Genomic DNA, 25,339 nt, shown 5'->3' with positions numbered 1-25,339 from the left:
GTCCCATCCAAAGCCGAACGCGGAGCGTCCGTTGAGGCATTCCCACACAGAGCGTGGGAACGATCATTCGAAGAAGAGGTGTCGAAATGCGTCTATTGAAATCCGTACTCCCGGTCGCCCTGAGCGTGCTGTTCAGCGCGGTAGCCCAAGCCCAGCCCCAGGTCAGCGTCTACAACTGGACCGACTACATCGGCGAAACCACCCTCGCCGACTTCCAGAGCCAAACCGGGATCAAGGTGATCTACGACGTTTTCGACTCCAACGAAACCCTCGAAGGCAAGCTCCTTGCCGGTCGAACCGGTTATGACGTGGTGGTGCCGTCCAACCACTTCCTCGCGCGTCAGGTAAAGGCCGGCGCGTTCCTCAAACTGGATCGTTCGCAACTGCCGAATTTCAAGAACCTCGACCCGAAGCTGCTGGAACTGCTGGAAAAGAACGACCCGGGCAACGAACACTCGGTGCCGTACCTGTGGGGCACCAACGGCATCGGCTACAACGTCGACAAGGTCAAGCAAGTGCTGGGCATCGACCACATCGATTCCTGGGCGGTGCTGTTCGAGCCTGAGAATCTGAAAAAACTCAGCCAGTGCGGCGTGTCGATGATGGACTCCGCCGACGAAGTCTTCCCCGCCGTGCTCAATTACATGGGCATGGACCCGCGCAGCGAAAACCCGGAAGACTATAAAAAGGCTGAAGCGAAGCTGCTGAGCATCCGTCCGTACATCACCTATTTCCACTCCTCGAAGTACGTATCGGACCTGGCCAATGGCGATATCTGCGTGGCCTTCGGTTATTCCGGCGACGTGTTCCAGGCGGCCAACCGGGCCAAAGAAGCCAAGAACGGCGTGAACATCGCCTACGCCATTCCAAAGGAAGGCGCCAACCTCTGGTTCGATCTGCTGGCCATTCCCGCTGACGCCAGCAACACCAAGGAAGCCCACGCCTTCATTAATTACCTGCTCGATCCACAAGTGATCGCCAAGGTCAGCGCTTCGGTGGGTTACGCCAACCCGAACCCGGCCGCCAAGCAATACATGGATCAAGAGCTGGTCAACAACCCTGAGGTTTATCCATCCCAGGCTGTGCTCGACAAGCTCTACATCTCCTCTACCCCGCCCCAGGCGATCATGCGACTGATGACCCGGTCCTGGAGCAAAGTGAAGTCGAACAAATGAATCAGTACACCCAGGAACACGCCCGCTCCTATTACGCCGCTTCGGCTCGCGCGAGCACACCCTATCCGCTGCTGGACGGTGATCTGAGCGCCGATGTCTGCGTGATCGGCGGTGGATTCACCGGGGTCAACACCGCCATCGAACTGGCTCAGCGCGGTTTGTCAGTGGTGTTGATCGAAGCGCGGCGCATCGGCTGGGGCGCCAGCGGGCGCAATGGCGGCCAGTTGATTCGCGGCATCGGGCATGAGGTTGAAGGTTTCGCCAAGTATGTCGGTCAGGAAGGTGTGCGTTACTTGCAGCGCGCCGGCATTGATTCGGTTGATCTGGTTCGTCAGCGCATCGGCGACAACGGCATCGAGTGCGACCTGCGCTGGGGATTCTGCGATCTGGCCAACACCCCTGCGCAGTTCGCTGCCTTCAAGGATGAGCTGGTCGACCTGGCCGAACTCGGTTACGCCCACGAAACCCGGTTGATCGGCCCGGAGCAGATCCGCCAGCAAGTGGTGAATTCCGACCTCTATGCCGGCGGTCTGATGGACATGGGTTCCGGGCACCTGCACCCGCTCGATCTGGTGCACGGCGAAGCGCGGCTGGCGGCTTCACTCGGCGTGCGGATTTTCGAGCAGAGCGAGGTGCTGGAAATCATCCACGGCGCGACCGTGCAGGTACGTTGTGCAAACGGCACGGTGCGCGCCGGCAGTCTGGTGCTCGGCTGCAACGCGCATCTGGACGACCTCGAACAACAACTCAGTGGCAAGGTGCTGCCGGCGGGCAGTTACATCATCGCCACCGAGCCGTTGTCCGAGGCGCGCGCCGCGCAACTGATTCCGCAGAATCTGGCGGTGTGCGACCAGAAAGTCGGCCTCGATTACTACCGGCTCTCGGCCGATCGGCGCTTGTTGTTCGGCGGAGCCTGCCACTATTCCGGGCGCGATCCGGCGGACATCGCCGCGTACATGCGGCCGAAGATGCTCAAGGTCTTCCCGCAACTGGCCGACGTGCGCATCGATTACCAGTGGGGCGGCAAGATCGGCATCACCGCCAACCGTTTCCCACAGGTAGGCCGGCTCAAGCAACACCCGAACGTGTTCTACGCACAAGGCTATTCCGGCCACGGCCTGAACGTCACGCACTGGTGCGCAAAGCTGCTCGGCGAGGCGATTCACGCCGGCCACAGCCAGGGCATGGACGTGTTCAGCGGCGTGCCACACATGACCTTCCCCGGCGGCCCGGCCCTGCGCTCACCATTGCTGGCACTGGGGATGTTCTGGTATCGCTTGCGGGAAATGCTCGGCTGAACGTGAACGCTCCTTCCCCCTGTCTGATCGTTCCCACGCTCTGCGTGGGAACGATCAGACAGGGGGCGCTATTCACATTTGCTCTATCGCCAAGCACTTCTATATTGATGAGGTGCTTTTGCGTTCCTGACGCTCAGTGCCCATTCAATCGAGGAGACATGGATGAAGTCGTCAGCCACCGACGAGCCGCGAGCGCCAGGCCAAGCCCCCGTGAAAACCCGCCGTTTCGGCATCTCGCTCGTCTGGATCGTTCCGATCGTTGCCGTGCTGGTGGGTATCTCGCTGGTGGTGCACAACATCCTCCAGGAAGGTCCGACCATCACCGTCACGTTCAAGACCGGGGATGGTCTGACCGCCAATAAAACCGAAGTCAAATACCGAAACGTCGTGATCGGCCATGTCTCGGATGTCGAATTGGCTGAAGATCACAAAAGCGTCAACGCGACGATCAAACTGGCCAAGCAGGCCGAAAGTTTTACCCGCGAAGATTCGCAGTTCTGGGTCGTGCGCCCAAGAATCGGGGCTGGCGGCGTCTCTGGTATCGACACCCTGCTATCCGGCGATTACATCGGCGCCGACATCGGCGAGGCCAATAACCGCGCCAAAACCTTCAAAGGCCTGGAAAACCCGCCACCGATCACCTACGGCGAACCGGGCAAGACGTTCACCCTGCGCACCGCAGATCTAGGCTCGCTGGACATCGGTTCTCCGGTCTATTACCGCAAGATCCCCGTGGGCCAGGTGGTGTCTTATGCGCTGAACCCCGACGGCAAAGGCGTGAACATCGAAGTGTTCATCCATTCGCCCAACGATGCCTACGTCACCGAAAACACCCGTTTCTGGAATGCCAGCGGCGTCGATGTCAGCGTCGGTGCCAATGGCTTTGCGGTGAAAACCGAATCGCTGTCGACGTTGCTGGTCGGTGGCATCGCGTTTCGCGCGCCCGACTACAGCCCGAACGACACCGCTGCCGCCGAAAACAAGGACTTCGAACTGTTCGCCGACCAAACCGCCGCCCTCGCCCCGCCCAACGGCAAGGCGCAATACCTGAGCCTGCGTTTCGATCAGGCGTTGCGCGGGCTCAAAGTCGATGCGCCGGTCGAGTTCCTCGGCGTCGAGATCGGGCGCGTGGTCGCGGTCAATCTGGACTTCGACGAAGTCAAACGCACGTTCCCGGTCAACGTCGGTATCGTCATCTATCCGCAGCGCCTTGGCCGGGCGCACCAGAAAATGCTCAAGGCATTCAAGGGCGATGAAAACGACGAAGCCACCGGCGCACGCCTGATTGGCACCTTTATCGACAATGGCCTGCGCGCTCAGGCGCGTAACGGCAACTTGCTCACCGGCCAGTTGTATATCGCGCTGGATTTCTACCCGAAAGCGCCAAAAGTCGCGTTTGACCCGACCGCCCGCCCGGTCAGCATCCCGACCATTCCGGGCAGCCTCGAACAGTTGCAGGAAAAACTCGAAGCGATGGTCAACAAGATCAACGCGCTGCCGGTGGAGCGCATCGCCAGCAACCTCGACAGCAATCTGGTCGAACTGCGCAAAGGCCTGGCCCAATTCAACGCCAAGACCTTGCCGGGCGTGCAGAGCACCCTCGCCGATGTCAGCAAGACCTTGCAGTCCGCCAATTCAACCCTGGCCGAAGATTCGCCGCAACGCGAGAAGTTGGGTGAAACCCTCGAAGAGCTCGGGCGCATGTCGCGCTCTCTGCGTGAACTCTCCGACTATCTCAGTCGTCATCCGGAATCGCTGATTCGTGGCCGTCCCGACAACGCCGCGCCGCTGGACCTGAAAGGACCGCCACGCAATTGAGCACAGGAGCTGAACCCATGGCATCACCGCTGAAGATTACTGTGCTCGCTGCCGTTATGTTGCTGAGCGCCTGCCGCAGCGACCCGATCAGCTTTCATACGCTGACCCCGGTGCAACCGGGCGCCGGCCGCAGCGGTGCCGACATCGCGATCGAGGGCATCACCGTGCCGCCGCAAGTCGACCGTGCACAAATCGTCATACGCGAAGGCAACAGTGGTCTGGCGATTCTCGAAACCGAATGGTGGGGCGCCAGCCTTGCCGATGAATTGCGCAGTGCGCTGGTCGATCAACTGAGCAACGCGGCCAGTCAGCAAAGAATGTCGGTGCGCGTCGATGTTCAGCGTTTCGATTCGATTCCCGGCCAGTACGGCTTGATTGACGTGAAATGGCGGCTGCGTCCGCTCGGCGCGACTGACAGCACCCTACTCACCTGCCGCTCAGTGCTGCAAACCCCCTCCGGGCCGAGCATCGATGAACTGGTGACGGCGCAGCAGAATAACGTCAAACGTCTCGCCGCACAGATCACCCAAGCCGCCGGCAGTGCACGCGGCTGCCCCCCCGCCTCCTGATTCCCCGCCGCAAAAAACCTCGCGTTAAGACGCACGGCCCTCGTGCGTCGTCGCGTCGCTGCTAACCTGAATAGGAATGACATGTATTAACGGTTTTTTTAACGTTTTTTTCTCATTTGCCTGCTTACATTGCCTACGACTCAATATCTGCAAACCATTCGCATCAACGTCCGGCGCAGGTTTGCCCATAACGTCTAAAAAGCCAGGAGCCCGCCCGCCATGAGTCCACATTTTCCCGCCTTCCTGAAGCGTGCCTTATTGGCCAGCGCCCTGCTCGGCGCCAGCCAGACCTATGCTGCCGATGGCGTTGGTTTGCTGGTGTACAACGCCCAGCACGAAAGCCTGACCAAAGCCTGGGTTGCCGGTTTCACCGAAGAAACCGGGATTCCGGTGACGATTCGCAACGGCGATGACACGGAAATGGGCAACCAGCTCGTGCAGGAAGGTGCGTCGTCGCCGGCCGATGTGTTCCTCACCGAAAACTCCCCGGCCATGGTGCTGGTCGACAACGCCAAACTGTTCGCGCCGATCGCCCCCGCCACGCTGCAACAAGTGGACGCGGCATATCGTCCGGCCCATGGCCAGTGGATCGGTATCGCCGCACGTTCAACGGTATTCGTCTACAACCCGGCAAAACTGGCGGAAAAAGACCTGCCGAAATCCTTGCTCGATCTGGCCAAACCCGAGTGGAAAGGTCGTTGGGCCGCTTCACCGGCCGGTGCCGACTTCCAGGCCATCGTCGCCGCCGTGCTGGAGCAGAAAGGCGAAGCCGCCACCCTCGATTGGCTCAAAGGCATGAAAACCAACGCCACGGTGTATCGCGGCAACAGCGCGGTGCTCAAAGCGGTGAATGCCGGGCAAATCGACAGCGGCGTGATCTACCACTATTACAGCTTCGTCGATCAGTCCAAGACCGGCGAAAACAGCAAAAACACCAAGCTTTACTACTTCAAACACCAGGACCCGGGCGCGTTTGTCAGTACCTCCGGCGCCGGTGTGCTGGCCTCCAGCAAACACCAGGAAGACGCGCAGAAGTTCGTCAAATACATCACCGGCAAGGAAGGTCAGGAGATTCTTCACAGCGGCACTTCGTTTGAGTACGCCGTCGGCAAGGACGCGCCGTCCAACCCGAAACTGACGCCGCTGAAGGATCTCGACGCGCCAAAAGTCGATGCGTCGAAACTCGACAGCAAGAAAGCCGTCGAGCTGATGACCCAGGCCGGAATCCTGTAAGTGCTCCCCGAAACCCTACCTGCGCAGGTCGCCGTAGCCTCCTCCGCCGGCCTCCGGCTTAAACCCCGCGCCCTTACCGGTCGCGGTGGCGCGTGGGTGGTCGCGTTGGCGATCGGCGTTTCACTGTTGTCGCTGCTGCCGATCGCGTTTGTCCTCGGCGTGTCGTGGGCCACCGGTTGGGCGACCATCGAAGCGTTGGTGTTTCGCCCACGGGTGGCTGAACTGCTGATCAACACCGTGCTGCTGGTGTTGATCACGTTGCCGCTGTGCATCCTGCTCGGCACCACACTGGCCTGGCTGACCGAACGCACCAACCTGCCGGGTCGACGCCTGTGGTCCTTGTTGGCCGTGGCGCCGTTAGCGGTGCCAGCGTTCGTACACAGTTATGCGTGGGTCAGTCTTATTCCTTCGATTCACGGATTGCCGGCCGGTGTGCTGGTGTCAGTGATCGCGTATTTTCCGTTTCTCTATCTGCCGATAGCGGCGACGTTGCGTCGTCTTGATCCGGCGATTGAGGACGTCGCCGAATCTTTGGGCCTCAAGCCTTGGGCGGTGTTTTTCCGGGTGGTGCTGCCACAGTTGCGTCTGGCTATTTGTGGCGGTGCGTTGCTGGTCGGGCTGCACTTGCTGGCCGAGTACGGCCTGTACGCAATGATCCGCTTCGACACCTTCACCACGGCGATTTTCGATCAGTTCAAATCAACCTTTAATGGCCCGGCGGCGAACATGCTCGCGGGTGTTCTGGCGTTGTGTTGTCTGGCCATGCTCACCGTCGAATCTGCCGCCCGGGGCAAGGCCCGCTATGCCCGCGTGGGGTCCGGCAGTGCGCGCGAACAACGCACGGTGCGACTTGGTCGCAGCAGCATCGTCCTCGGGCTGGCTCTGCAGGCGTTGACCTGTCTGCTCGCGCTCGGCGTGCCGTTACTGACCTTGGGTCGCTGGTTGATTGCCGGTGGCGTTGAGGTCTGGGGCGGTGGCGAACTGCTGCCGGCGCTGCTGCAAACCCTGTCGTTCGGTGTGGCCGGCGCGCTATTGACCAGTCTGGCGGCGATTCCGATTGCCTGGCTGTCGATCCGTGCGCCGGGCAAATTGCAGCGTCTGCTCGAAGGCTGCAACTACATCACCAGTTCGCTGCCGGGGATTGTCGTGGCGCTGGCACTGGTCACCGTGACCATCCATTTCGCCCGGCCGATCTACCAGACCACCATTACCGTGCTGCTCGCCTATCTGCTGATGTTCCTGCCGCGTGCGCTGGTCAGCCTGCGAGCCGGTTTCGCTCAGGCACCGGTCGAGCTGGAAAACATTGCGCAAAGCCTTGGCCGGTCGCCGTTGCGTGCGTTGTGGCTGATCACCTTGCGCCTCGCCGCCCCGAGCGCTGCTGCCGGTGCCGCGCTGGTGTTTCTGGCGATCACCAATGAACTGACCGCGACCCTGCTGCTCGCGCCCAACGGCACCCGCACCCTGGCCACCGGTTTCTGGGCCATGACCAGCGAAATCGATTACGCCGCTGCCGCGCCCTACGCACTGTTGATGGTGCTGTTATCGCTGCCGCTGACGGCCCTCCTCTATCACCAATCCAGGCGCACCGCTGGCCGATGAACGCACTCGAACTGATCTCCCTGAACAAGTCTTTTGGCGCGCAGAAAGCGCTGGATGACATCTGCCTGTCGGTGCCGACCGGCAGCCGCACGGTGATTGTCGGCCCGTCCGGCTCCGGCAAAACCACGCTGTTGCGGATGATTGCCGGTTTTGAGTTCCCCGACGCCGGCAGCCTGACCCTCAACGGTCAGGTGCTGGTCGACAGCACCCATGCGGTGCCGGCTTATCAACGCCAGATTGGCTATGTACCGCAGGACGGCGCGCTGTTTCCGCACATGACGGTGGCCGCCAATATCGGTTTTGGCCTGACGCTGACAGGCACTGCCAGACATGAGCGAATCAGGGCATTGATGGACAGCGTCGCGCTGGACGCCAATATGGCCGAGCGTTGGCCCCATGAACTGTCCGGCGGCCAGCAACAGCGGGTATCCCTCGCCCGGGCCCTGGCGCAGCAGCCGCGACTGATGTTGCTCGATGAGCCGTTTTCCGCCCTCGACACCGGCCTGCGCAGCGCCATGCGCAAAATGGTCGCGCGCTTGCTGGCGGACGCCGGCGTCACCACGATCCTGGTTACCCACGATCAGGGCGAAGCGCTGTCATTTGCCGATCAATTGGCGGTGATGCGTGGCGGGCGTCTGGTGCAGTCCGGGCATCCGATGGATCTTTACCGATACCCACACGACGAGCAGACCGCACACTTTCTCGGCGAAGCCGTGGTAATGCCGGCGCGGATCGACTCCGGTCTGGCCCACTGCGAACTGGGTCAGGTGCCGGTCAACAGCAACGGTTTCATTGGCGATGCGCAGATCATGCTCAGGCCCGAACAGTTGCAGGTATCGGGCGCCGTGCTCGGCACCCAAGGCTGTCCCGCCGTGGTGACCGAACGCGACTTTGCCGGCAACACCTGCACCCTCACCGTCGAACTGCGCTCGCCCGTCAATCAGCAACCCGGACGCTCGTGGTTGGTCCGCAGCTCCGGCATGCACGCGCCGCCTGCCGGCAGCGACGTGCAGTTATCGGTGCTCGGTGCGGCCCACGTCTTCGCCGCCGCCTGATCACAGATCGAAGCGATCCACCGCGCGCCGCCGCTCGTTGTCATCACGCACATCGTAGTTGGCGGTGGTCTGGATGTTGCTGTGGTGCGCGAGCTTCTGCGCAATCGACAAATCATGCTCCTCGATCACCCGCGTGATGAACGAGCGCCGAAAATCGTGCGGCATGATCTTCACCCCCACCTGGGTGCCACGCTGGCGGGCGATGTAATAGATCGCGTGCTTGGTGATGCGCTCGCGGGTGATGTGGCTGCCACGGCGGATGCGATTGAACAGAAAGGCATCGTCACTCTCGCCGTCCTTGAGCTGCGAACGGCGCAGTTCCAGCCACGCATCGAGTTTGGCGAACGCCCAGGCTGGCGCGTACTTGATCAGTTGCTTGTTGCCCTTGCCGGTGACGGTCAGGCTGCGCTCGGTGAAGTCGACCTGATTCAAGTCCAGATCCACCGACTCCGATTTACGCATGCCGGTGCCGTACAACAGCGCAATGACTGCCGCGTCGCGCAGCCCTTGAGGGCGTGGATCGGCGGCGCACACTTCCATCAATTCGTGGATCAGGCTGCGTTTCAAGTTGCGCCCCTGCGCCAACCGCGTGCCGGCGATGCCCTTTACCGAACGCATCTTCAGCAGATGATCCTGACTGATCAGGCTCATGCGCCACGCTTCATTCATCACCCCGCGCACGGCATTCACATACAGCGATGAGGTATTCGGCGCATAACCGTCGGCGCGCAACGTGGCGACCAGTGCCACGACGTCTTCGGGTTGCAACCCGTGCCAGGGGATTTCTTCGATATCCACGTCTTCGAAACCGAGGCGGTCCGCCGCATCCTGCAAGACATAGCGCATGGTCAGTTGGCTGGAAGGCGCCAGTCGCGCCAGATAAAGCGTCAGCGGATTAGTGTTCGACGGGATGGATTCAGTACTCGACAAGTCAATCAAACGAAACGGCCTTGAATGGAAAACAGTTCAACAAAACAACTTAAAAGTGCAAAGAAACTTATATAGAGAGCGACTCTTGCGTAGGACTTTTCGACTAAAACAGCCGATGAACGGAAGAAGTCTGAACGGTGGCTGTATGGCTGACAGATAGACGAATCGCCGACCGTTTTTTCATGTTCCTTTGACAAAAACGCGCATAACCTTAGTTACAACAGGTTGCCCCGAAAGGCCTGCAACCCTGCCGGCCGCGGACTTGAAAGTCAATCAGGTATTCCCCGGTCGGTATCTCAACCCATTGAAACTCCGCGTTTTTTAGACAATCGGCTGAAGGACGGCTATCGCCCCGAGGTTCTTATGAGTCAAGCGTTTCTGCCGTTCTCCCGGCCGAGTATCGGCGAGGAAGAAATAGCCGCCGTTGAACAAGTATTGCGTTCGGGCTGGATCACTACCGGCGCTAAAAGCCAGGCACTGGAAGAACAGTTCGCCAACTATGTCGGCTGCAAACATGCAGTGGCGCTTTCCTCGGCCACCGGTGGCATGCACATCGCTTTACTGGCCTTGGGCATCGGCCCCGGCGATGAAGTGATCACGCCCTCGCAGACTTGGGTCTCGACCGCCAACATGATCTCGCTGCTCGGTGCCAAACCGGTGTTCGTCGACGTTGACCGCGACACCTTGATGACCGACGCCGCGCGCATCGAAGCCGCGATCACCCCACGCACCAAAGCGATCATCCCGGTGCATTACGCCGGCGCTGCATTCGATCTCGATCCGCTGTATGCGCTGGCCGACAAGCACGGCATCGCTGTTATCGAAGACGCCGCCCACGCCGCTGGTACCCGTTACAAGGGCCGCCACGTCGGCGCGCAGGGCACGGCGATTTTCTCCTTCCATGCGATCAAGAACATGACCTGTGCCGAAGGCGCGATGTTCGTCTCTGACGACGAAGCCTTGGCCAACCGCGTGCGCATGCTCAAGTTTCACGGTCTGGGCGTTGACGCCTACGACCGCCTGACCGGTGGCCGCAAGCCGCAGGCGCAAGTGATGGAGCCGGGTTTCAAATACAACCTCGCCGACATCAACGCGGCGATTGCGCTGGTACAGCTTGAGCGTCTGGACGCGATCAACGCCCGCCGCAGTGAATTGGCCGCCGCTTACCGGCAAAAACTCGAAGGCCTGCCGGTGCAACCGCTGGCCCTGCCCGCCTACGCACAAACCCACGCCTGGCACCTGTTCATCCTGCGCATCGACAGCGAGCGCTGCGGCATGGACCGCGAAGCCTTTATGAAGGGCTTGCAGGACCAGGGCATCGGCACCGGCATCCATTTCATCGCCACCCACCTGCACACCTGGTATCGCCAGCGTGATCCCGATTTGTACCTGCCCAACACCGAATGGAACTCGGCGCGGCTGTGCTCGATTCCGTTGTTCCCCGACATGAGTGATCAGGACCTTGATCGCGTGGTCGGGGCCATCGCCACCCTCATGGATAAACGCCTGTGAAACCCTATCCGATCCGCTGTGTGTCGATCGTTATCCCGGTCTACAACGAACAGGACAGCCTCCCGGAACTGCTGCGCCGCACCGAAGCGGCCTGCCGGATGCTGCGCCACGATTATGAAATTGTCCTCGTTGACGATGGTAGCCGGGACGAATCCGCGAACATTCTTGAGGAAGCCGCAATCTGCGAAGACAGTCCGTTCGTAGCAGTCATCCTCAACCGCAACTACGGCCAGCACGCGGCAATCATGGCCGGTTTCGAGCAGTGCAAAGGCGATGTGGTCATCACCCTCGACGCCGACCTGCAGAACCCGCCGGAAGAAATCCCGCGTCTGGTCGCCGAAGCTGAAAAGGGTTACGACGTCGTCGGCACGGTGCGCGGCAATCGTCAGGACTCGGCCCTGCGCCGCTATCCATCGAAACTGATCAATCTCGCCGTACAGCGCTCCACCGGCGTCGCCATGAGCGACTACGGCTGCATGCTCCGCGCGTACCGTCGGACGATCATCGACGCCATGCTTGCCTGCCGTGAGCGCAGCACGTTCATCCCGATTCTGGCCAACAGCTTCGCCCGCCACACCACCGAAATCGTCGTCGCCCACGCCGAGCGTGAACACGGTGATTCGAAGTACAGCCCGATGCGTTTGATCAACCTGATGTTCGACTTGATCACCTGCATGACCACCACGCCGTTGCGCCTTTTGAGCATTGTCGGTTTCGCCATGGCCGGGCTTGGCGTGTTGTTCGCCGCTGCGCTGATCGTGTTGCGTCTGGTGTTCGGTGCAGGTTGGGCCGGTGACGGCATGTTCGTGCTGTTCGCGGTGTTGTTCGTATTCACCGGTGGCCAGTTCATCGGCATGGGCCTGCTCGGCGAATACCTGGGACGCATGTACAGCGACGTGCGCGCCCGCCCGCGTTTCTTCGTTGAAAAAGTCTTGCGCGGCCAACCCGCCATGCCGCCGCGCGCCATCACCGTCGACGGTCTCTCCTCCTCCAATGATCAGGTTCTCTCATGAGCGCAAAAACGGTTGTCTTCGCTTATCACGATATCGGCTGCGCCGGCATTCAGGCCCTGCTCGACAGCGGCTATGACATCGCGGCGGTGTTCACCCACGCCGATGACCCGAAGGAAAACGCTTTCTACGCCTCGGTCGCGCAACTGTGCGCACGCAAAGGCATACCCGTACATGCACCCGAAGACGTTAACCACCCACTGTGGATCGAGCGGATTGCCAAACTGAATCCGGACTACGTGTTCTCCTTCTACTACCGCCACTTGCTGAGCGAATCGTTGCTGGCCGTGGCCAAGAAAGGCGCGTTTAACCTGCACGGCTCGTTGCTACCGAGCTATCGGGGCCGCGCTCCGGCCAACTGGGTACTGGTCAACGGCGAAACCGAAACCGGCGTCACTTTGCATCGCATGGTCAAACGTGCCGATGCCGGTGCCATCGTCGCCCAGCAACGTGTTGCCATTGAACGCAGCGACACTGCGCTCAGCCTGCATGGCAAGTTGCGCACGGCAGCCAGCGATCTGCTGCGCGACACGCTGCCAGCAATGCTGCAAGGCAAGATCAGCGAAACCCCGCAAGACGAATCGAAAGCCACGGTATTTGGTCGTCGCACTGCCGTCGACGGCAAACTGGTCTGGGCGCAACCGGCCGAGCAACTGTTCAATCTCGTGCGTGCCGTAACCCAACCTTACCCGGGCGCGTTTTGCGCGGTCGGTGAGCACAAACTCATCGTCTGGAGCGCTGAAGTTGCCAAGGGCAACGACGGTCAGGCGCCGGGCCGGGTGATCAGCGTCGATCCGCTGCGCATCGCCTGCGGTGAAGATTCGCTGGTGATCCTCTCCGGTCAGCGCAACGACAACGGCCTGTTCCTCAGCGGCCCGCAACTGGCCAACGAACTCGGTCTGGTCGACGGCTCGCTGCTGCGCGGTGCCGAATCCGGCCGTGCGCCGCGTCGCACCCGCGTGCTGATCCTTGGCGTCAACGGCTTTATCGGCAATCACTTGTCCGAGCGTCTGCTGCGTGATGATCGCTACGAAGTCTATGGTCTGGACATCGGTTCCGACGCCATCGAGCGTCTGCGCAGCCACCCGCATTTCCATTACGTGGAAGGTGATATCAGCATTCACTCCGAGTGGATTGAGTACCACATCAAGAAGTGCGACGTGGTGCTGCCGCTGGTGGCCATCGCCACGCCGATCGAATACACCCGCAACCCGCTGCGAGTATTCGAACTCGACTTCGAAGAAAACCTGAAACTGGTGCGCTACTGCGTCAAGTACAACAAGCGCGTGATCTTCCCGTCGACCTCGGAAGTCTATGGCATGTGCCAGGACAAGCATTTCGACGAAGACACCTCCAATCTGGTGGTCGGTCCAATCAACAAGCAGCGCTGGATCTACTCCGTCTCCAAGCAACTGCTCGACCGGGTGATCTGGGCCTACGGCGCCAAGGGCTTGAATTTCACCCTGTTCCGCCCGTTCAACTGGATGGGCCCGCGCCTTGATCGTTTGGACTCTGCCCGCATCGGCAGCTCCCGCGCCATCACTCAATTGATCCTCAACCTCGTCGAAGGCACGCCGATTCGCCTGTTCGACGGCGGTGAGCAGAAACGCTGCTTCACCGACATCGCTGACGGCGTCGAAGCACTGGCGCGGATCATCGATAACGATAACGACGTCTGCAACGGCCAGATCATCAACATCGGCAACCCGGACAACGAAGCCAGCATCCGTCAATTGGGCGAAGAGTTGCTGCGTCAGTTCGAAGCGCATCCGCTGCGTGACAACTTCCCGCCGTTCGCCGGTTTCCGCGATGTCGAGAGCAAGGCGTTCTACGGCGCCGGTTACCAGGACGTCGAACACCGCAAGCCAAGCATCGCCAACGCCAAACGGCTGCTCGACTGGACGCCAACCGTGGAAATGCGCGAGACCATCGGCAATACGCTGGATTTCTTCCTGCGCGAAGCGATGCTCGAAATCGCGGACAAGAAGTAATGCAGGCCGGTCTACGCATCGACGTCGACACCTTTCGCGGCACCCGTGAAGGTGTGCCGCGCTTGCTGGAAATGCTCGACGAGGCGCAGATCAAGGCAACGTTTTTCTTCAGTGTCGGCCCCGACAACATGGGCCGGCATTTGTGGCGCCTGATCCGCCCCCAGTTCCTCTGGAAAATGCTCCGTTCCAACGCTGCCGGCCTGTATGGCTGGGACATTCTGCTGGCCGGCACCGCGTGGCCGGGCAAACCGATTGGGCGTGATCTTGGGCACCTGATGCGTCAGGCCCGTGATGCCGGTCATGAAGTGGGTTTGCATGCGTGGGATCACCACGGCTGGCAAGCCAATGCCGGGCGCTGGAGCAACGCGCAATTGATCGAGCAGATCCGTCAGGGCGTCGACACCTTGAGCGACATACTCGGCGAAAAAGTCGACTGCTCGGCCGCCGCCGGTTGGCGTGCCGATGAACGGGTGATCGAGGCCAAGCAAGCCTTCGGTTTCCGCTACAACAGCGATTGCCGAGGTACGCGGCTGTTTCGTCCACTGCTGGCTGACGGTACGCCGGGCACCCCGCAGATTCCGGTGGACCTGCCGACTTTCGACGAAGTCGTCGGCCCCATCGTCGCGGCGCGGGACTACAACGCGTTCCTCCTCGATCACTTTCGCCCGCAGCAGCTCAACGTCTACACCATTCATGCCGAAGTGGAAGGGATTCTCATGGCCGAGGACTTTCGCCAACTGCTCGCCGACGCGCGAAAGCGCAACATCGACTTCACACCGCTGGGCGATTTGCTACCCGAGTTCTTCAACACCTTGCCCGTGGGTCGCGTGCAACGCGGCGCCCTCGACGGCCGTGAAGGCTGGCTGGGAGTGCAAGGCGCATGACTAAACGCTGGACGCTGCCGCTGCTGTTGCTGGGCATTTGTCTGCTGGCCTATCTGCTGCCGCTGGGCACGCACGGCTTGTGGATTCCCGATGAAACCCGTTACGCGCAGATCAGCCAGGACATGCTGCTCAGTGGCAACTGGGTGTCGCCGCACTTCATGAGCCTGCGCTATTTCGAGAAACCGATTGCTGGCTATTGGATGATCGCGTTGGGTCAGGAACTGTTTGGGCAGAATCTGTTCGGCGTGCGTTTTGCCTCGGCGCTGAGCACCGGGTTAAGCGTGGTGCTCTGCTACTTGATCGCCCGGCGTTTGTGGAACGAGCCGCGCAAAAGCTTTGCCTGCGCCCTGCTCTACATGAGTTTCACGATTGTTGCCGGTCAGGCCGGGTACGCCAACCTCGATCCGCAGTTCACTTTCTGGGTCAACCTGAGCCTGGTGGCGCTGTGGTTTGCGGTCGACACCCAGACCACGGGTAACCGCATGGCCGCGTGGGCCGTGTTGGGACTGGCTTGCGGCATGGGTTTCATGACCAAGGGGTTTCTTGCCTGGCTGCTGCCAGTGTTGATCGCGGTGCCGTGGATGCTCTGGCAAAAGCGCTGGCGTGAGCTGCTGATGTTCGGCCCGGTGGCGATTGCCATCGCGATCATCATCAGTTTGCCGTGGGTGCTCTCGGTGCATGCACAGGAACCCGACTACTGGCGATTCTTCTTCTGGCACGAACACATCCGCCGTTTTGCCGGTGACGACGCCCAGCATGATGCGCCGTGGTGGTTCTACCTGCCGCTGCTGATCGCATTCAGCCTGCCGTGGGCCGGATTGTTGCCCGCCGCATTCAAACAGGCGTGGCAGACCCGCGCGCAGCCGAAAGTGATTTATCTGCTGCTGTGGCTGCTGCTGCCGTTGCTGTTCTTCAGCCTGAGCAACGGCAAGTTGCCGACCTACATCCTGCCGTGTCTGCTGCCACTGGCGTTACTACTCGGCAACGCGCTGGCCGATCGCTTGCGGCTGGAACAAGGCCGGGCACTGGCCCTCAACGGCATGCTCAATCTGCTCCTCGGCGCCGTCGCCCTGTTCGTCGTGGTTTACCTGCAATTGAACCGGCCGCTGTACGACCACGAACTGCACAGTCTGGTGTTGGTATTTATCGGTTTGATCGGCTGGATCATCGCCAACCTGCTGCAAACCATGCTGCCGCTGCAATGCTGGGCGGCGCCGGCGTTCGGCAGCCTGTTGCTGATCGCGGTGCTCCCGGCGGCACTGCCCAAATCGGTGGTCGCCAACAAGATGCCCGACCAATTCATCCGGCATCACGTCACCGAACTGGCGCAGACCAGCCATCTGCTGAGCAACGACCTCGGCGCTGCTTCAGCGCTGGCCTGGCGCCTGAAAACCCCGCAAGTCGCGTTGTACAACACGATAGGCGAATTGAAATATGGCCTTGCCTATCCTGACGGCATTCAACAGCGGGTCGATCCCGATCACGTGCAACAGTGGATGCGCGAGGCACGCCGCAGCGGTGCGGTCGGCGTGGTGATGCGCGTCAAGGGGCAGGACGAACTGGACGAAATCGACAAGTTGCCAAAGGACGGCGTCCGTTATGAGCAGGGCAACCTGGTGATCATGATCCTGCCCAAGGAGGCGTCATGAGCCTGGTGCTGCTGTTGGCCGCGTGCCTGCTGACCTGTCTGGGCCAGATCGCACAGAAGTACGCCGTGGAGAGCTGGCGCGGGGTCGACTCTTCGCTGACCGCCAAACTGCGTTCGCCGTGGTTGTGGCTGGCCCTGTTCGCCCTCGGTTCCGGTCTGTTGGTCTGGTTGCTGGTGCTGCAACGTCTGGAAGTCGGCATCGCGTATCCGATGCTCAGCCTCAACTTTGTCCTGATCACGCTGATCGCGCGCTTCGTCTTCCGTGAACCCATCGACCGCCAGCATTGGCTCGGTGTGGCGTTGGTGATCGCTGGCGTGGTTTTGCTGGGGCAGCAGTCATGAACCGGCGCCGTGGAATGACCTTCGCACTGGGCAGCGTGTTGTTGGCCAGCGCGGCGCAACTGGGCATGCGCTGGAGCATGACCCGTCTGCCCGTGCCGGAACAATGGCTGACGCTGGACAGCCTCGACCTGCGCGCATTGGCCGTGGTCGTTACGGCGATCTTCGCCTACGCCCTGTCCATGCTCTGCTGGCTCGCCGCCCTGCGCGATGTGCCGCTGGGCCGCGCTTACTCGCTGCTGAGCATCAGCTACGCGCTGGTGTACCTGTTGGCGGCCAGTCTGCCGCTGTTCAACGAATCCTTCAGTTTCACCAAATCGCTGGGCGTGGCGCTGGTCATGCTCGGGGTCATCACCATCAACACGCGTCCGGCTCGTGCGCCCGCATTCAGGAGTGCTCCATGAAAATCACAGTGTTTGGCAGCGGTTACGTCGGTCTGGTGCAAGCGGCGGTATTGGCCGAGGTCGGCCATGATGTCGTGTGCATGGACGTCGACCAGAAGAAGGTCGAGCTGTTGCGTCAGGGCCACGTCAGTATTTTCGAACCGGGGCTGGCCAGTCTGGTGCGCGAAGGGCTGGACTCGAAACGCCTGCAATTCACCACCGATGAGCAACTCGCGGTGCGGCACGCTCGGGTGGCGTTTATCGCGGTGGGTACGCCGTCGCGTGAGGACGGCTCGGCCGATCTGCGTTACGTGCTTTCGGTCGGCGACGCGATTGCCCGGCATCGTGAGCAGCCGTTGATCATCGTCGAGAAATCCACGGTGCCGGTGGGCACGGGCGATACCCTGCGCACGCACATTGAAAAAGCGCTGATCAAGGTCGGCCGCCTGCTGCAGTTCGATATCGTCTCCAACCCGGAATTTCTCAAGGAAGGCTCGGCGGTTGCCGACTGCCGTCGTCCAGACCGTATCGTCATCGGCTGCGAAGGCGATGAGGTGCGCGACGTGATGCGCGATCTGTACTCGCCGTTCAACCGCAACCATGACCGCATCATGTTCATGGACCTGCGCAGTGCCGAACTTACCAAGTACGCCGCCAACTGCATGCTGGCGACCAAGATCAGCTTCATCAACCAGATCGCCGAACTCGCTGAACACCTCGGCGCCGATATCGAATCGGTGCGCCAGGGCATCGGTGCCGACACGCGCATCGGTTACCACTTCATCTATCCAGGCTGCGGTTATGGCGGTTCGTGTTTCCCCAAAGACATGCGCGCGTTGATCCACAGTGCCGAAGAGGCGCATTGCTCCAGCGATTTGCTGCAAGCGGTCGAGGCGATCAACCAGCGGCAGAAACACAAACTGTTCGAGCGTATCAACGCGTTCTACCGCGGTGATCTGCGTGGCAAGACCTTCGCCCTGTGGGGCCTGGCGTTCAAACCCAACACCGACGACATGCGCGATGCGCCGAGCCGCGTGTTGCTGGAAGAGTTGTGGGCCGCCGGCGCCAGCGTGCGCGCCTTCGATCCGGAAGCCATGCAGGAAACCCAGAACCTCTACCCGGACGAATCGAAACTGATGCTGATGGGCACGCCGGAATCGGTCTTGCCCGGCGCTGATGCGTTGATCATCTGCACCGAGTGGCAGCAGTTCAAGGCGCCGGATTTCGACCTGATCAAACAACGCCTCAACAGCCCGGTGATCTTCGACGGCCGCAATCTGTACGACGCCGAGCGTCTGGCGCGCAATGGCTTCCAGTACTTTCCGATGGGCCGTGGCGAATCGCGTAGATTGCCGATCCCGCTACAACAGTGGCCACATGAATCTGACGTGGCTTGAAATCAGCCGATAGAAAACGCAGCCTGTGTACAGATTTTTACTGAGAGAACGGGATGATCTGCATACGTCAGGCCCACGCACGCGATGCCACAGCCCTGCCCGCTGTCGAGCGATCGGCTGCCGCGTTGTTTCGTCTGGACCCGCAATTGGCCTGGCTGGCGGATGCCGAAGTGGCGGAGGTTGCGCAACATTTGCGGGCTATCGAGGAGGCGCATGTGTGGGTCGCCGAAACTACCGAACTGGCGGGTTTTCTGCGCGCAGTCGAAATCGACCGGCACTTGCACATTGAAGAGCTGTCCGTCAGTCAAGCCTTTCAGGGGCAAGGCATCGGTCGACAGTTGGTTTCGGCGGCGATTGAACACGCGCGACAGCGGCACTTGAACGCCGTGACACTGACCACGTTTCGCGACCTGCCGTGGAATGCGCCGTTCTATCAGCGCATGGGGTTTATCGAGCTGACTCCTTCAGAAGTCGATCAGCATCTGCGCGAAGCACTGCAAGCCGAAATCGCCCACGGCTTTCCTGCTGACCGCCGTTGTGCCATGCGCCTGCTCCTGAGTTGAAAGCAATGAAAATCCCCTGTGGGAGCGAGCCTGCTCGCGAATGCGTTGTGTCAGATACATCAATGTTGACTGACACTGCGCTTTCGCGAGCAAGCTCGCTCCCACATGGGTTGTGGGTGTGATCGCTTGACCCGTGCTGCATGCGCAGGGAGGATAACGCACGCCCGCCAGGCATTTTCAAATAAGGACATTGACCCTTCGTGGCCACCTACTCGCGCCTCATCCGCCGGTTGATGATCAGCTCGCTGACCGTCGTTATCAGCCGCGCGCTGATCAGCCCGCTGTTGACGCTGTTCCTCAGCAACAAGCTCGGCCTCAACCCGCAAGACGTCGGTCTGCTGTTGGGCATCGCGGTATTCAGCGCCACGTTGCTGTCGCTGTACGGCGGTTACATCATCGATCGGCTCGACAAGCGCCGGTTGCTGATCCTGACCATGCTCTCCAGCGGCATCGGCCTGATTCTGCTGACCTTCGCGCAGAATCTGTATCTGGTCACGCTGGTGCTGATCATCAGCGAAACCGCGTCGGCGCTGTTCCTGATCTGCTCCAAAGCCATCCTCAGTGAAAACCTGCCGGTGGGCCAACGGGTCAAGGCGTTTTCCCTGAACTACACGCTGACCAACATCGGTTACGCCGTTGGCCCGATGATCGGTGTGGTGATCGCCGGGGTTCAGCCGTCAGCGCCGTTTATCGTCGCGGGCGCGATTGCCATCGGCAGCCTCTTTCTGCTGCTTGGTGCCGGGCGCGAAGTGAATCCGGTCGCAGCGGTCGCTCAGCCACAAAGCTTTCTGAAAACCCTGATCATCCTGAAAAACGACCGCACGATGATCCTGTTTACCTTCGGTTGCCTGCTCAGCACGCTGGTGCACGGACGTTTCACCCTGTACCTGTCGCAATACCTGCTGGTCACCCACACCCAGCAACAGACGCTGGACACCATGGCCGCCCTGCTCGCCTGCAATGCAATCACGGTGATTCTGTTGCAGTACCAGATCGGCCGTTTGCTCAGGCGCGAACACCTGCGCCACTGGATTGCTGGCGGCACCGCGTTGTTCATCATCGGCCTGATCGGCTTCAGTCTGGCCGACAGCCTGATCGGCTGGTGCGTGGCGATGTTCATCTTCACCTTGGGCGAGATGATCATTTACCCCGCCGACTTTCTGTTTGTCGACACCCTCGCGCCTGAAGAACTGCGTGGCAGCTATTACGGCGCGCAGAACCTGGCGGCCCTGGGCGGTGCGGCGAGTCCGGTGATGTGCGGGTTTCTACTGATGCACACGCCGGCGCCGAGCATGTTCTATGCCTTGAGCGCTCTGGCCGCTGTGGGCGGCTATTTGTGTTTCGTCAGTGGCCGTCGAGTCGCTTCAGTTCAAAATTAATGCACTAACTCTGCATTAATATGAATTTGTCAGCATCGAGTTTGCCCGGCACACTGTGCGCGTTCCTCCCCCAATGTTGGAACACTTCGAGGGCTTTCCGGATATGCCGGACAAGTCCTTTTTTTTGTCTTGAATTTGCTGCAAGGATCGGATTCACATGCTCGCTCGCTGGTTGCCCGCCGCCATCAATACCCGCCCGACCGAATGGAGCCGCGCCGCTATCGGCATGGCGCTGGGCACGTTGTTCAGCGTGTGGTTGTGCGCGCAGGTGTTCGGTCATGACGTCGCCTATCACCTGATCGGCCCGCTGGGTGCGTCGGCGGTGTTGCTGTTCGCCGTGTCGTCCGGTGCCCTCGCCCAGCCATGGTCGATTCTGGGGGGGTATTTGTGTGCCGGCGTCGTCGCGTTGCTGGTGGCCCATGTGCTCGGGCGCACGCTCGGCAGCGCCTGTCTGGCGGCGGGCATGGCGCTGATTCTGATGTGCTGGTTGCGTTGCCTGCATCCGCCAGCCGGGGCGTTGGCATTGACGCTCGTATTAGCCGATCCGGCGACCATCGCCATGGACTGGAAGGCCATGGAACCGGTGATGCTCGGCGCGGCGTGCATGCTGCTCAGTGCCTTGGCCTACAACAACCTGACGCGCATCCGTTACCCGAAACGCCCGGCAGAACCGGCGCCGGTCGTTGCACCCGTCGACAGTCAGGCGATCACCGCCGAAGACCTGAAACTGGCGCTGGCGGACATGGAGGCGTTCATTGATGTGACGCCCGAGGATCTCGAGCGGTTGATCCATGCCAGTGAAATGCACGCCAGACGCCGCAGTATCGGTGAGGTTTTTTCCAAGTAATCCTGTGCATATCGTCTAAGGTAAAAACGCAGACAGCGCCTGCACATATCCCGGTTGTACAGGGCAAATTTGCACTGTTACGATCCGGTAACGCTCGCGCGCGAGTTTTTCAAATAAAGACAATAAAAGCAGGGAGTTACTGATGACAGCTCAGGCTTCATCCCAGCGGACACCGTCCATGGATGCCACGCAGAACGAAGTGCTGGCCGACGTTCGCAACCACATCGGTCACCTGACCCTCAACCGCCCCGCCGGTCTCAATGCCATCACCCTCGACATGGTGCGCTTGCTGCAACAGCAACTCGATGCCTGGGCAACTGACGCCAATGTTCAAGCCGTGGTTCTGCGCGGAGCCGGTGAAAAAGCCTTCTGCGCCGGTGGCGACATTCGTTCGCTGTACGACAGTTTCAAAAGCGGCGACACGCTGCACGAAGATTTCTTCGTCGAGGAATACGCCCTCGACCTGACGATTCATCACTACCGCAAACCTGTATTGGCGCTGATGGACGGATTCGTCCTCGGCGGCGGCATGGGTCTGGTGCAAGGCGCCGATCTGCGCGTGGTCACCGAGAAGAGCCGACTGGCGATGCCGGAAGTGGCCATCGGTTATTTCCCGGATGTCGGTGGCAGTTATTTCCTGCCGCGCATTCCCGGTGAGCTGGGGATTTATCTGGGGGTCAGCGGCGTGCAGATCCGTGCCGCCGATGCGCTGTATTGCGGGCTGGCCGACTGGTATCTGGACAGCAGCAAACTGGCCCTGCTCGACGAAAAACTCGACGCGATGGAATGGCAGGACACGCCGCTGAAAGCCCTGCAAAACCTGCTGGCCAAACACGCCGTGCAAACCCTGCCTGATGCTCCGCTCGAGGCCTTGCGCCCGGCCATTGATCATTTCTTCGCCTTGCCGGATGTGCCGAGCATGGTCGAGCAACTGCGCGCGGTGACCGTCGCCGACAGCCACGAATGGGCGACCACCACGGCTGATCTGCTGGAAACCCGCTCGCCGCTGGCCATGGCGGTGACGCTGGAGATGCTTCGTCGTGGTCGTCATCTGAGCCTGGAGCACTGCTTCGCGCTGGAACTGCATCTGGATCGTCAGTGGTTCGAGCGCGGCGACCTGATCGAAGGCGTGCGCGCCTTGCTGATCGATAAAGACAAGACACCGCGCTGGAACCCGCCGACCCTCGCAGCGCTGGACGCAAAGCATGTCGCGAGTTTCTTCCACGGGTTTGCTGAGAGCGGGAGCTGAGCCATGCACGATCTCGAACTGACTGAAGAACAAGTGATGATCCGCGACATGGCCCGGGACTTTGCCCGTGGCGAAATCGCACCCCATGCGCAGGCGTGGGAAAAGGCTGGCTGGATTGACGATGCCCTTGTCGCGAAGATGGGTGAACTCGGTTTGCTCGGCATGGTGGTCCCCGAGGAATGGGGCGGCACTTACGTCGATTACGTTGCCTACGCCTTGGCCGTGGAAGAGATTTCCGCCGGTGACGGCGCGACCGGCGCCTTCATGAGCATCCACAACTCGGTGGGTTGCGGCCCGGTGCTCAATTACGGCAGCGAAGCACAGAAACAGACCTGGCTGGCGGATCTGGCCAGTGGTCAAACCATCGGCTGCTTCTGCCTGACCGAACCGCAGGCCGGTTCCGAAGCGCACAACCTGCGCACCCGTGCCGAACTGCGTGACGGCCAGTGGGTGATCAATGGCGCCAAGCAATTTGTCAGCAACGGCAAACGGGCGAAACTGGCGATCGTGTTTGCGGTGACGGATCCGGACCTGGGCAAGAAAGGTATTTCGGCGTTTCTGGTGCCGACCGATACCCCGGGTTTTATCGTTGATCGCACCGAGCACAAGATGGGCATCCGCGCCTCTGATACCTGCGCGGTGACGCTGAACAACTGCAGCATTGCCGAGGCCAATCTGCTTGGTGAGCGTGGCAAAGGTCTGGCGATCGCCCTGTCCAACCTTGAAGGCGGGCGCATCGGTATTGCCGCGCAAGCACTGGGCATCGCCCGTGCGGCATTTGAAGCGGCGCTGGTGTATTCGCGCGAGCGTATCCAGTTCGGCAAACCGATCAATGAGCACCAGAGCATCGCCAACCTGCTGGCTGACATGCACATGCAAATCAACGCCGCACGCTTGATGATCCTGCATGCGGCGCGACTGCGCACGGCGGGTAAACCGTGCTTGTCAGAGGCTTCGCAGGCCAAGCTGTTTGCGTCGGAAATGGCCGAGAAGGTCTGTTCTTCGGCGATTCAGATTCATGGCGGGTATGGGTATCTGGAGGATTATCCGGTCGAGAAGTACTACCGCGATGCGCGGATTACCCAGATCTATGAAGGGTCGAGCGAGATTCAGCGGATGGTGATTGCGCGCGAACTGAAGAACTATCAGCTGTGATTGTGGTGGCCCCTTTTCCCTCACCCCAGCCCTCTCCCGGAGGGAGAGGGAGCCGACCGAGGTGTCTGGCGTGATGCATCGACGTGAAAGATTGAGTCGATTATGGACTGGATAAAACCAAGTCGATTATGGATTCAGTAAAGCTCTTTCAGGACGGCGTACATCTAAAACATCCCGCAAACAGCCTCCTCGCCCTCCGGGAGAGGGAGCCGACCGAGGTGTCTGGCGTTATACATCGACCTGAAAGATTGAGTCGATTATGGACTGGATAAAACTAAGTCGATTATGGATTCAGTAAAGCTCTTTCAGGTCGGCGTACATCTAAAACATCCCCCAATCAGCCCCCTCGCCCTCCGGGAGAGGGAGCCGACCGAGGTGTCTGGCGTTATGCATCGACGTGAAAGATTGAGTCGATTATGGATTTACTAATGCTCTTTCAGGTCGGCGTACATCTAAAGCATCCCCCGATCAGTCCCCTCTCCCTCCGGGAGAGGGTTAGGGTGAGGGGCTTTTCGCTCTGGACGCGTTACTTGCCTTTAAACTCAGCCTCACGCTTGGCAATAAACGCCGCCATCCCCTCCTTCTGATCCTGCGTGGCAAACGCCGCATGGAACACCCGACGCTCAAAACGCACGCCCTCAGTCAGGTTCACTTCAAAGGCACGGTTCACACTTTCCTTGACCATCATCGCAATCGGCAACGACTTGCTGGCAATCAGCGCAGCAACCTTCAGCGCTTCATCCAACAACTCATCACTCGGCACAATCCGCGCAACGATGCCGCAACGCTCAGCCTCCACCGCATCAATCAAACGCCCGCTCAGGCACATTTCCATGGCCTTGGCCTTACCGACGGCGCGAGTCAGGCGTTGAGTGCCACCCATGCCCGGCAACACACCAAGATTGATTTCCGGTTGGCCAAATTTGGCGTTGTCACCGGCCAGAATGAAGTCGCACATCAACGCCAGTTCACAGCCACCGCCAAGGGCGAAACCGTTGACTGCCGCGATGATCGGCTTGCGGCGGTTGGCCACACGATCACTGTCGCTGAACAGGTCGTCCATGTAGATCTGCGGGTAAGTCAGCTCGGCCATTTCCTTGATATCGGCACCGGCAGCAAAAGCCTTTTTCGAACCGGTGAGGACGATGCAACCGATGTTCGCGTCTGCTTCCAGCGCATCGAGTGCCTGGTTCACTTCGCTGACCAGTTGCGCGTTCAGCGCGTTCAGCGCCTGCGGCCGATTGAGGGTGATCAGACCAACGCGGCCGTGGGTTTCCAGCAGAATGGTTTGGTAAGTCATGAATA

22 protein-coding genes are annotated in these 25,339 nt (G+C 60.5%); 20 read left to right on the top strand and 2 right to left on the bottom strand.

Annotated features, from left to right (window positions below; all coding sequences use genetic code 11):
* Positions 1 to 86: 86 nt before the first annotated feature.
* The 7 genes from ACZZ0G_RS26745 (at position 87) to ACZZ0G_RS26715 (ending at position 8,747) form a co-directional block, all read left to right on the top strand.
* Positions 87 to 1,175 carry a polyamine ABC transporter substrate-binding protein gene (locus ACZZ0G_RS26745; protein ID WP_463558217.1) on the top strand — a complete coding sequence of 363 codons (1,089 nt, stop codon included), beginning with the start codon at positions 87 to 89 and terminating at the stop codon, positions 1,173 to 1,175.
* Entirely contained in the window at positions 1,172 to 2,473 is a 1,302-nt protein-coding gene (locus ACZZ0G_RS26740) for an NAD(P)/FAD-dependent oxidoreductase (RefSeq protein ID WP_463558215.1), read from the top strand. The genes ACZZ0G_RS26745 and ACZZ0G_RS26740 overlap by 4 nt, the downstream gene beginning before the upstream one ends.
* 162 nt (positions 2,474 to 2,635) lie before the next feature.
* Positions 2,636 to 4,291, top strand: coding sequence for a PqiB family protein (locus ACZZ0G_RS26735; RefSeq protein WP_463558214.1), 1,656 nt, complete (start codon positions 2,636 to 2,638; stop codon positions 4,289 to 4,291).
* Positions 4,292 to 4,308: 17 nt separating this feature from the next.
* Entirely contained in the window at positions 4,309 to 4,860 is a 552-nt protein-coding gene (locus tag ACZZ0G_RS26730; protein WP_463558213.1) for a PqiC family protein, read from the top strand.
* A 219-nt stretch (positions 4,861 to 5,079) separates the two neighbouring features.
* Complete coding sequence (locus ACZZ0G_RS26725) at positions 5,080 to 6,093, top strand: iron ABC transporter substrate-binding protein (RefSeq protein WP_463558212.1); 1,014 nt, start codon at positions 5,080 to 5,082, stop codon at positions 6,091 to 6,093.
* Complete coding sequence (locus ACZZ0G_RS26720) at positions 6,094 to 7,692, top strand: ABC transporter permease (protein ID WP_463558211.1); 1,599 nt, start codon at positions 6,094 to 6,096, stop codon at positions 7,690 to 7,692.
* Positions 7,689 to 8,747 (top strand): ABC transporter ATP-binding protein, encoded by a 1,059-nt coding sequence (locus ACZZ0G_RS26715; protein ID WP_463558210.1) that lies wholly within the window; start codon positions 7,689 to 7,691, stop codon positions 8,745 to 8,747. The genes ACZZ0G_RS26720 and ACZZ0G_RS26715 overlap by 4 nt, the downstream gene beginning before the upstream one ends.
* Here ACZZ0G_RS26715 and ACZZ0G_RS26710 read toward each other — a convergent pair whose 3' ends face one another.
* Complete coding sequence (locus ACZZ0G_RS26710) at positions 8,748 to 9,593, bottom strand: site-specific integrase (protein ID WP_463558903.1); 846 nt, start codon at positions 9,591 to 9,593, stop codon at positions 8,748 to 8,750.
* A gap of 447 nt (positions 9,594 to 10,040) precedes the next feature.
* Here ACZZ0G_RS26710 and arnB point away from each other — a divergent pair, with 447 nt between their 5' ends.
* The 13 genes from arnB to ACZZ0G_RS26645 all read left to right on the top strand — a co-directional run bounded on the left by arnB (position 10,041) and on the right by ACZZ0G_RS26645 (position 24,034).
* A complete protein-coding gene (gene arnB / locus ACZZ0G_RS26705) occupies positions 10,041 to 11,189 on the top strand; it encodes a UDP-4-amino-4-deoxy-L-arabinose aminotransferase (RefSeq protein WP_463558209.1) in 1,149 nt (382 codons plus the stop codon).
* Positions 11,186 to 12,202: an undecaprenyl-phosphate 4-deoxy-4-formamido-L-arabinose transferase gene (gene arnC, locus ACZZ0G_RS26700; protein WP_463558208.1), complete on the top strand. Its 1,017-nt coding sequence runs from the start codon at positions 11,186 to 11,188 to the stop codon at positions 12,200 to 12,202. The genes arnB and arnC overlap by 4 nt, the downstream gene beginning before the upstream one ends.
* Complete coding sequence (gene arnA / locus ACZZ0G_RS26695) at positions 12,199 to 14,190, top strand: bifunctional UDP-4-amino-4-deoxy-L-arabinose formyltransferase/UDP-glucuronic acid oxidase ArnA (protein WP_463558207.1); 1,992 nt, start codon at positions 12,199 to 12,201, stop codon at positions 14,188 to 14,190. The genes arnC and arnA overlap by 4 nt, the downstream gene beginning before the upstream one ends.
* Positions 14,190 to 15,074 carry a 4-deoxy-4-formamido-L-arabinose-phosphoundecaprenol deformylase gene (gene arnD / locus ACZZ0G_RS26690; protein ID WP_463558206.1) on the top strand — a complete coding sequence of 295 codons (885 nt, stop codon included), beginning with the start codon at positions 14,190 to 14,192 and terminating at the stop codon, positions 15,072 to 15,074. Before arnA ends, arnD begins: the two co-directional genes overlap by 1 nt.
* Positions 15,071 to 16,723 carry a lipid IV(A) 4-amino-4-deoxy-L-arabinosyltransferase gene (gene arnT / locus ACZZ0G_RS26685; protein ID WP_463558205.1) on the top strand — a complete coding sequence of 551 codons (1,653 nt, stop codon included), beginning with the start codon at positions 15,071 to 15,073 and terminating at the stop codon, positions 16,721 to 16,723. The genes arnD and arnT overlap by 4 nt, the downstream gene beginning before the upstream one ends.
* Positions 16,720 to 17,064 carry a 4-amino-4-deoxy-L-arabinose-phosphoundecaprenol flippase subunit ArnE gene (gene arnE / locus ACZZ0G_RS26680; RefSeq protein ID WP_463558203.1) on the top strand — a complete coding sequence of 115 codons (345 nt, stop codon included), beginning with the start codon at positions 16,720 to 16,722 and terminating at the stop codon, positions 17,062 to 17,064. The genes arnT and arnE overlap by 4 nt, the downstream gene beginning before the upstream one ends.
* Positions 17,061 to 17,465, top strand: coding sequence for a 4-amino-4-deoxy-L-arabinose-phosphoundecaprenol flippase subunit ArnF (arnF, locus tag ACZZ0G_RS26675; RefSeq protein WP_463558202.1), 405 nt, complete (start codon positions 17,061 to 17,063; stop codon positions 17,463 to 17,465). Before arnE ends, arnF begins: the two co-directional genes overlap by 4 nt.
* On the top strand, positions 17,462 to 18,841 hold the full coding sequence (locus tag ACZZ0G_RS26670) for a UDP-glucose dehydrogenase family protein (protein ID WP_463558201.1): 1,380 nt from the start codon (positions 17,462 to 17,464) through the stop codon (positions 18,839 to 18,841). The genes arnF and ACZZ0G_RS26670 overlap by 4 nt, the downstream gene beginning before the upstream one ends.
* A 53-nt stretch (positions 18,842 to 18,894) precedes the next feature.
* Positions 18,895 to 19,404: a GNAT family N-acetyltransferase gene (locus ACZZ0G_RS26665; protein WP_463558200.1), complete on the top strand. Its 510-nt coding sequence runs from the start codon at positions 18,895 to 18,897 to the stop codon at positions 19,402 to 19,404.
* Positions 19,405 to 19,604: 200 nt separating this feature from the next.
* Positions 19,605 to 20,783 carry an MFS transporter gene (locus tag ACZZ0G_RS26660; RefSeq protein ID WP_463558199.1) on the top strand — a complete coding sequence of 393 codons (1,179 nt, stop codon included), beginning with the start codon at positions 19,605 to 19,607 and terminating at the stop codon, positions 20,781 to 20,783.
* 157 nt (positions 20,784 to 20,940) lie between these two features.
* The gene (locus ACZZ0G_RS26655) at positions 20,941 to 21,630 is read left to right on the top strand and encodes an HPP family protein (RefSeq protein WP_463558198.1); all 690 of its coding nucleotides are present in this window, start codon (positions 20,941 to 20,943) and stop codon (positions 21,628 to 21,630) included.
* A 142-nt stretch (positions 21,631 to 21,772) separates the two neighbouring features.
* Entirely contained in the window at positions 21,773 to 22,879 is a 1,107-nt protein-coding gene (locus ACZZ0G_RS26650; protein ID WP_463558197.1) for an enoyl-CoA hydratase/isomerase family protein, read from the top strand.
* 3 nt (positions 22,880 to 22,882) lie between these two features.
* Entirely contained in the window at positions 22,883 to 24,034 is a 1,152-nt protein-coding gene (locus tag ACZZ0G_RS26645; protein ID WP_463558196.1) for an acyl-CoA dehydrogenase family protein, read from the top strand.
* 526 nt (positions 24,035 to 24,560) lie between these two features.
* On the opposite strand, the gene ACZZ0G_RS26640 is transcribed toward ACZZ0G_RS26645, so the two are convergent.
* The gene (locus ACZZ0G_RS26640; protein WP_463558195.1) at positions 24,561 to 25,334 is read right to left on the bottom strand and encodes an enoyl-CoA hydratase; all 774 of its coding nucleotides are present in this window, start codon (positions 25,332 to 25,334) and stop codon (positions 24,561 to 24,563) included.
* Between the last annotated feature and the right edge of the window lie 5 nt (positions 25,335 to 25,339).

This window comes from Pseudomonas sp. AC169, from assembly GCF_979258515.1.
This window is presented reverse-complemented; position numbering and strand designations above follow the sequence as displayed.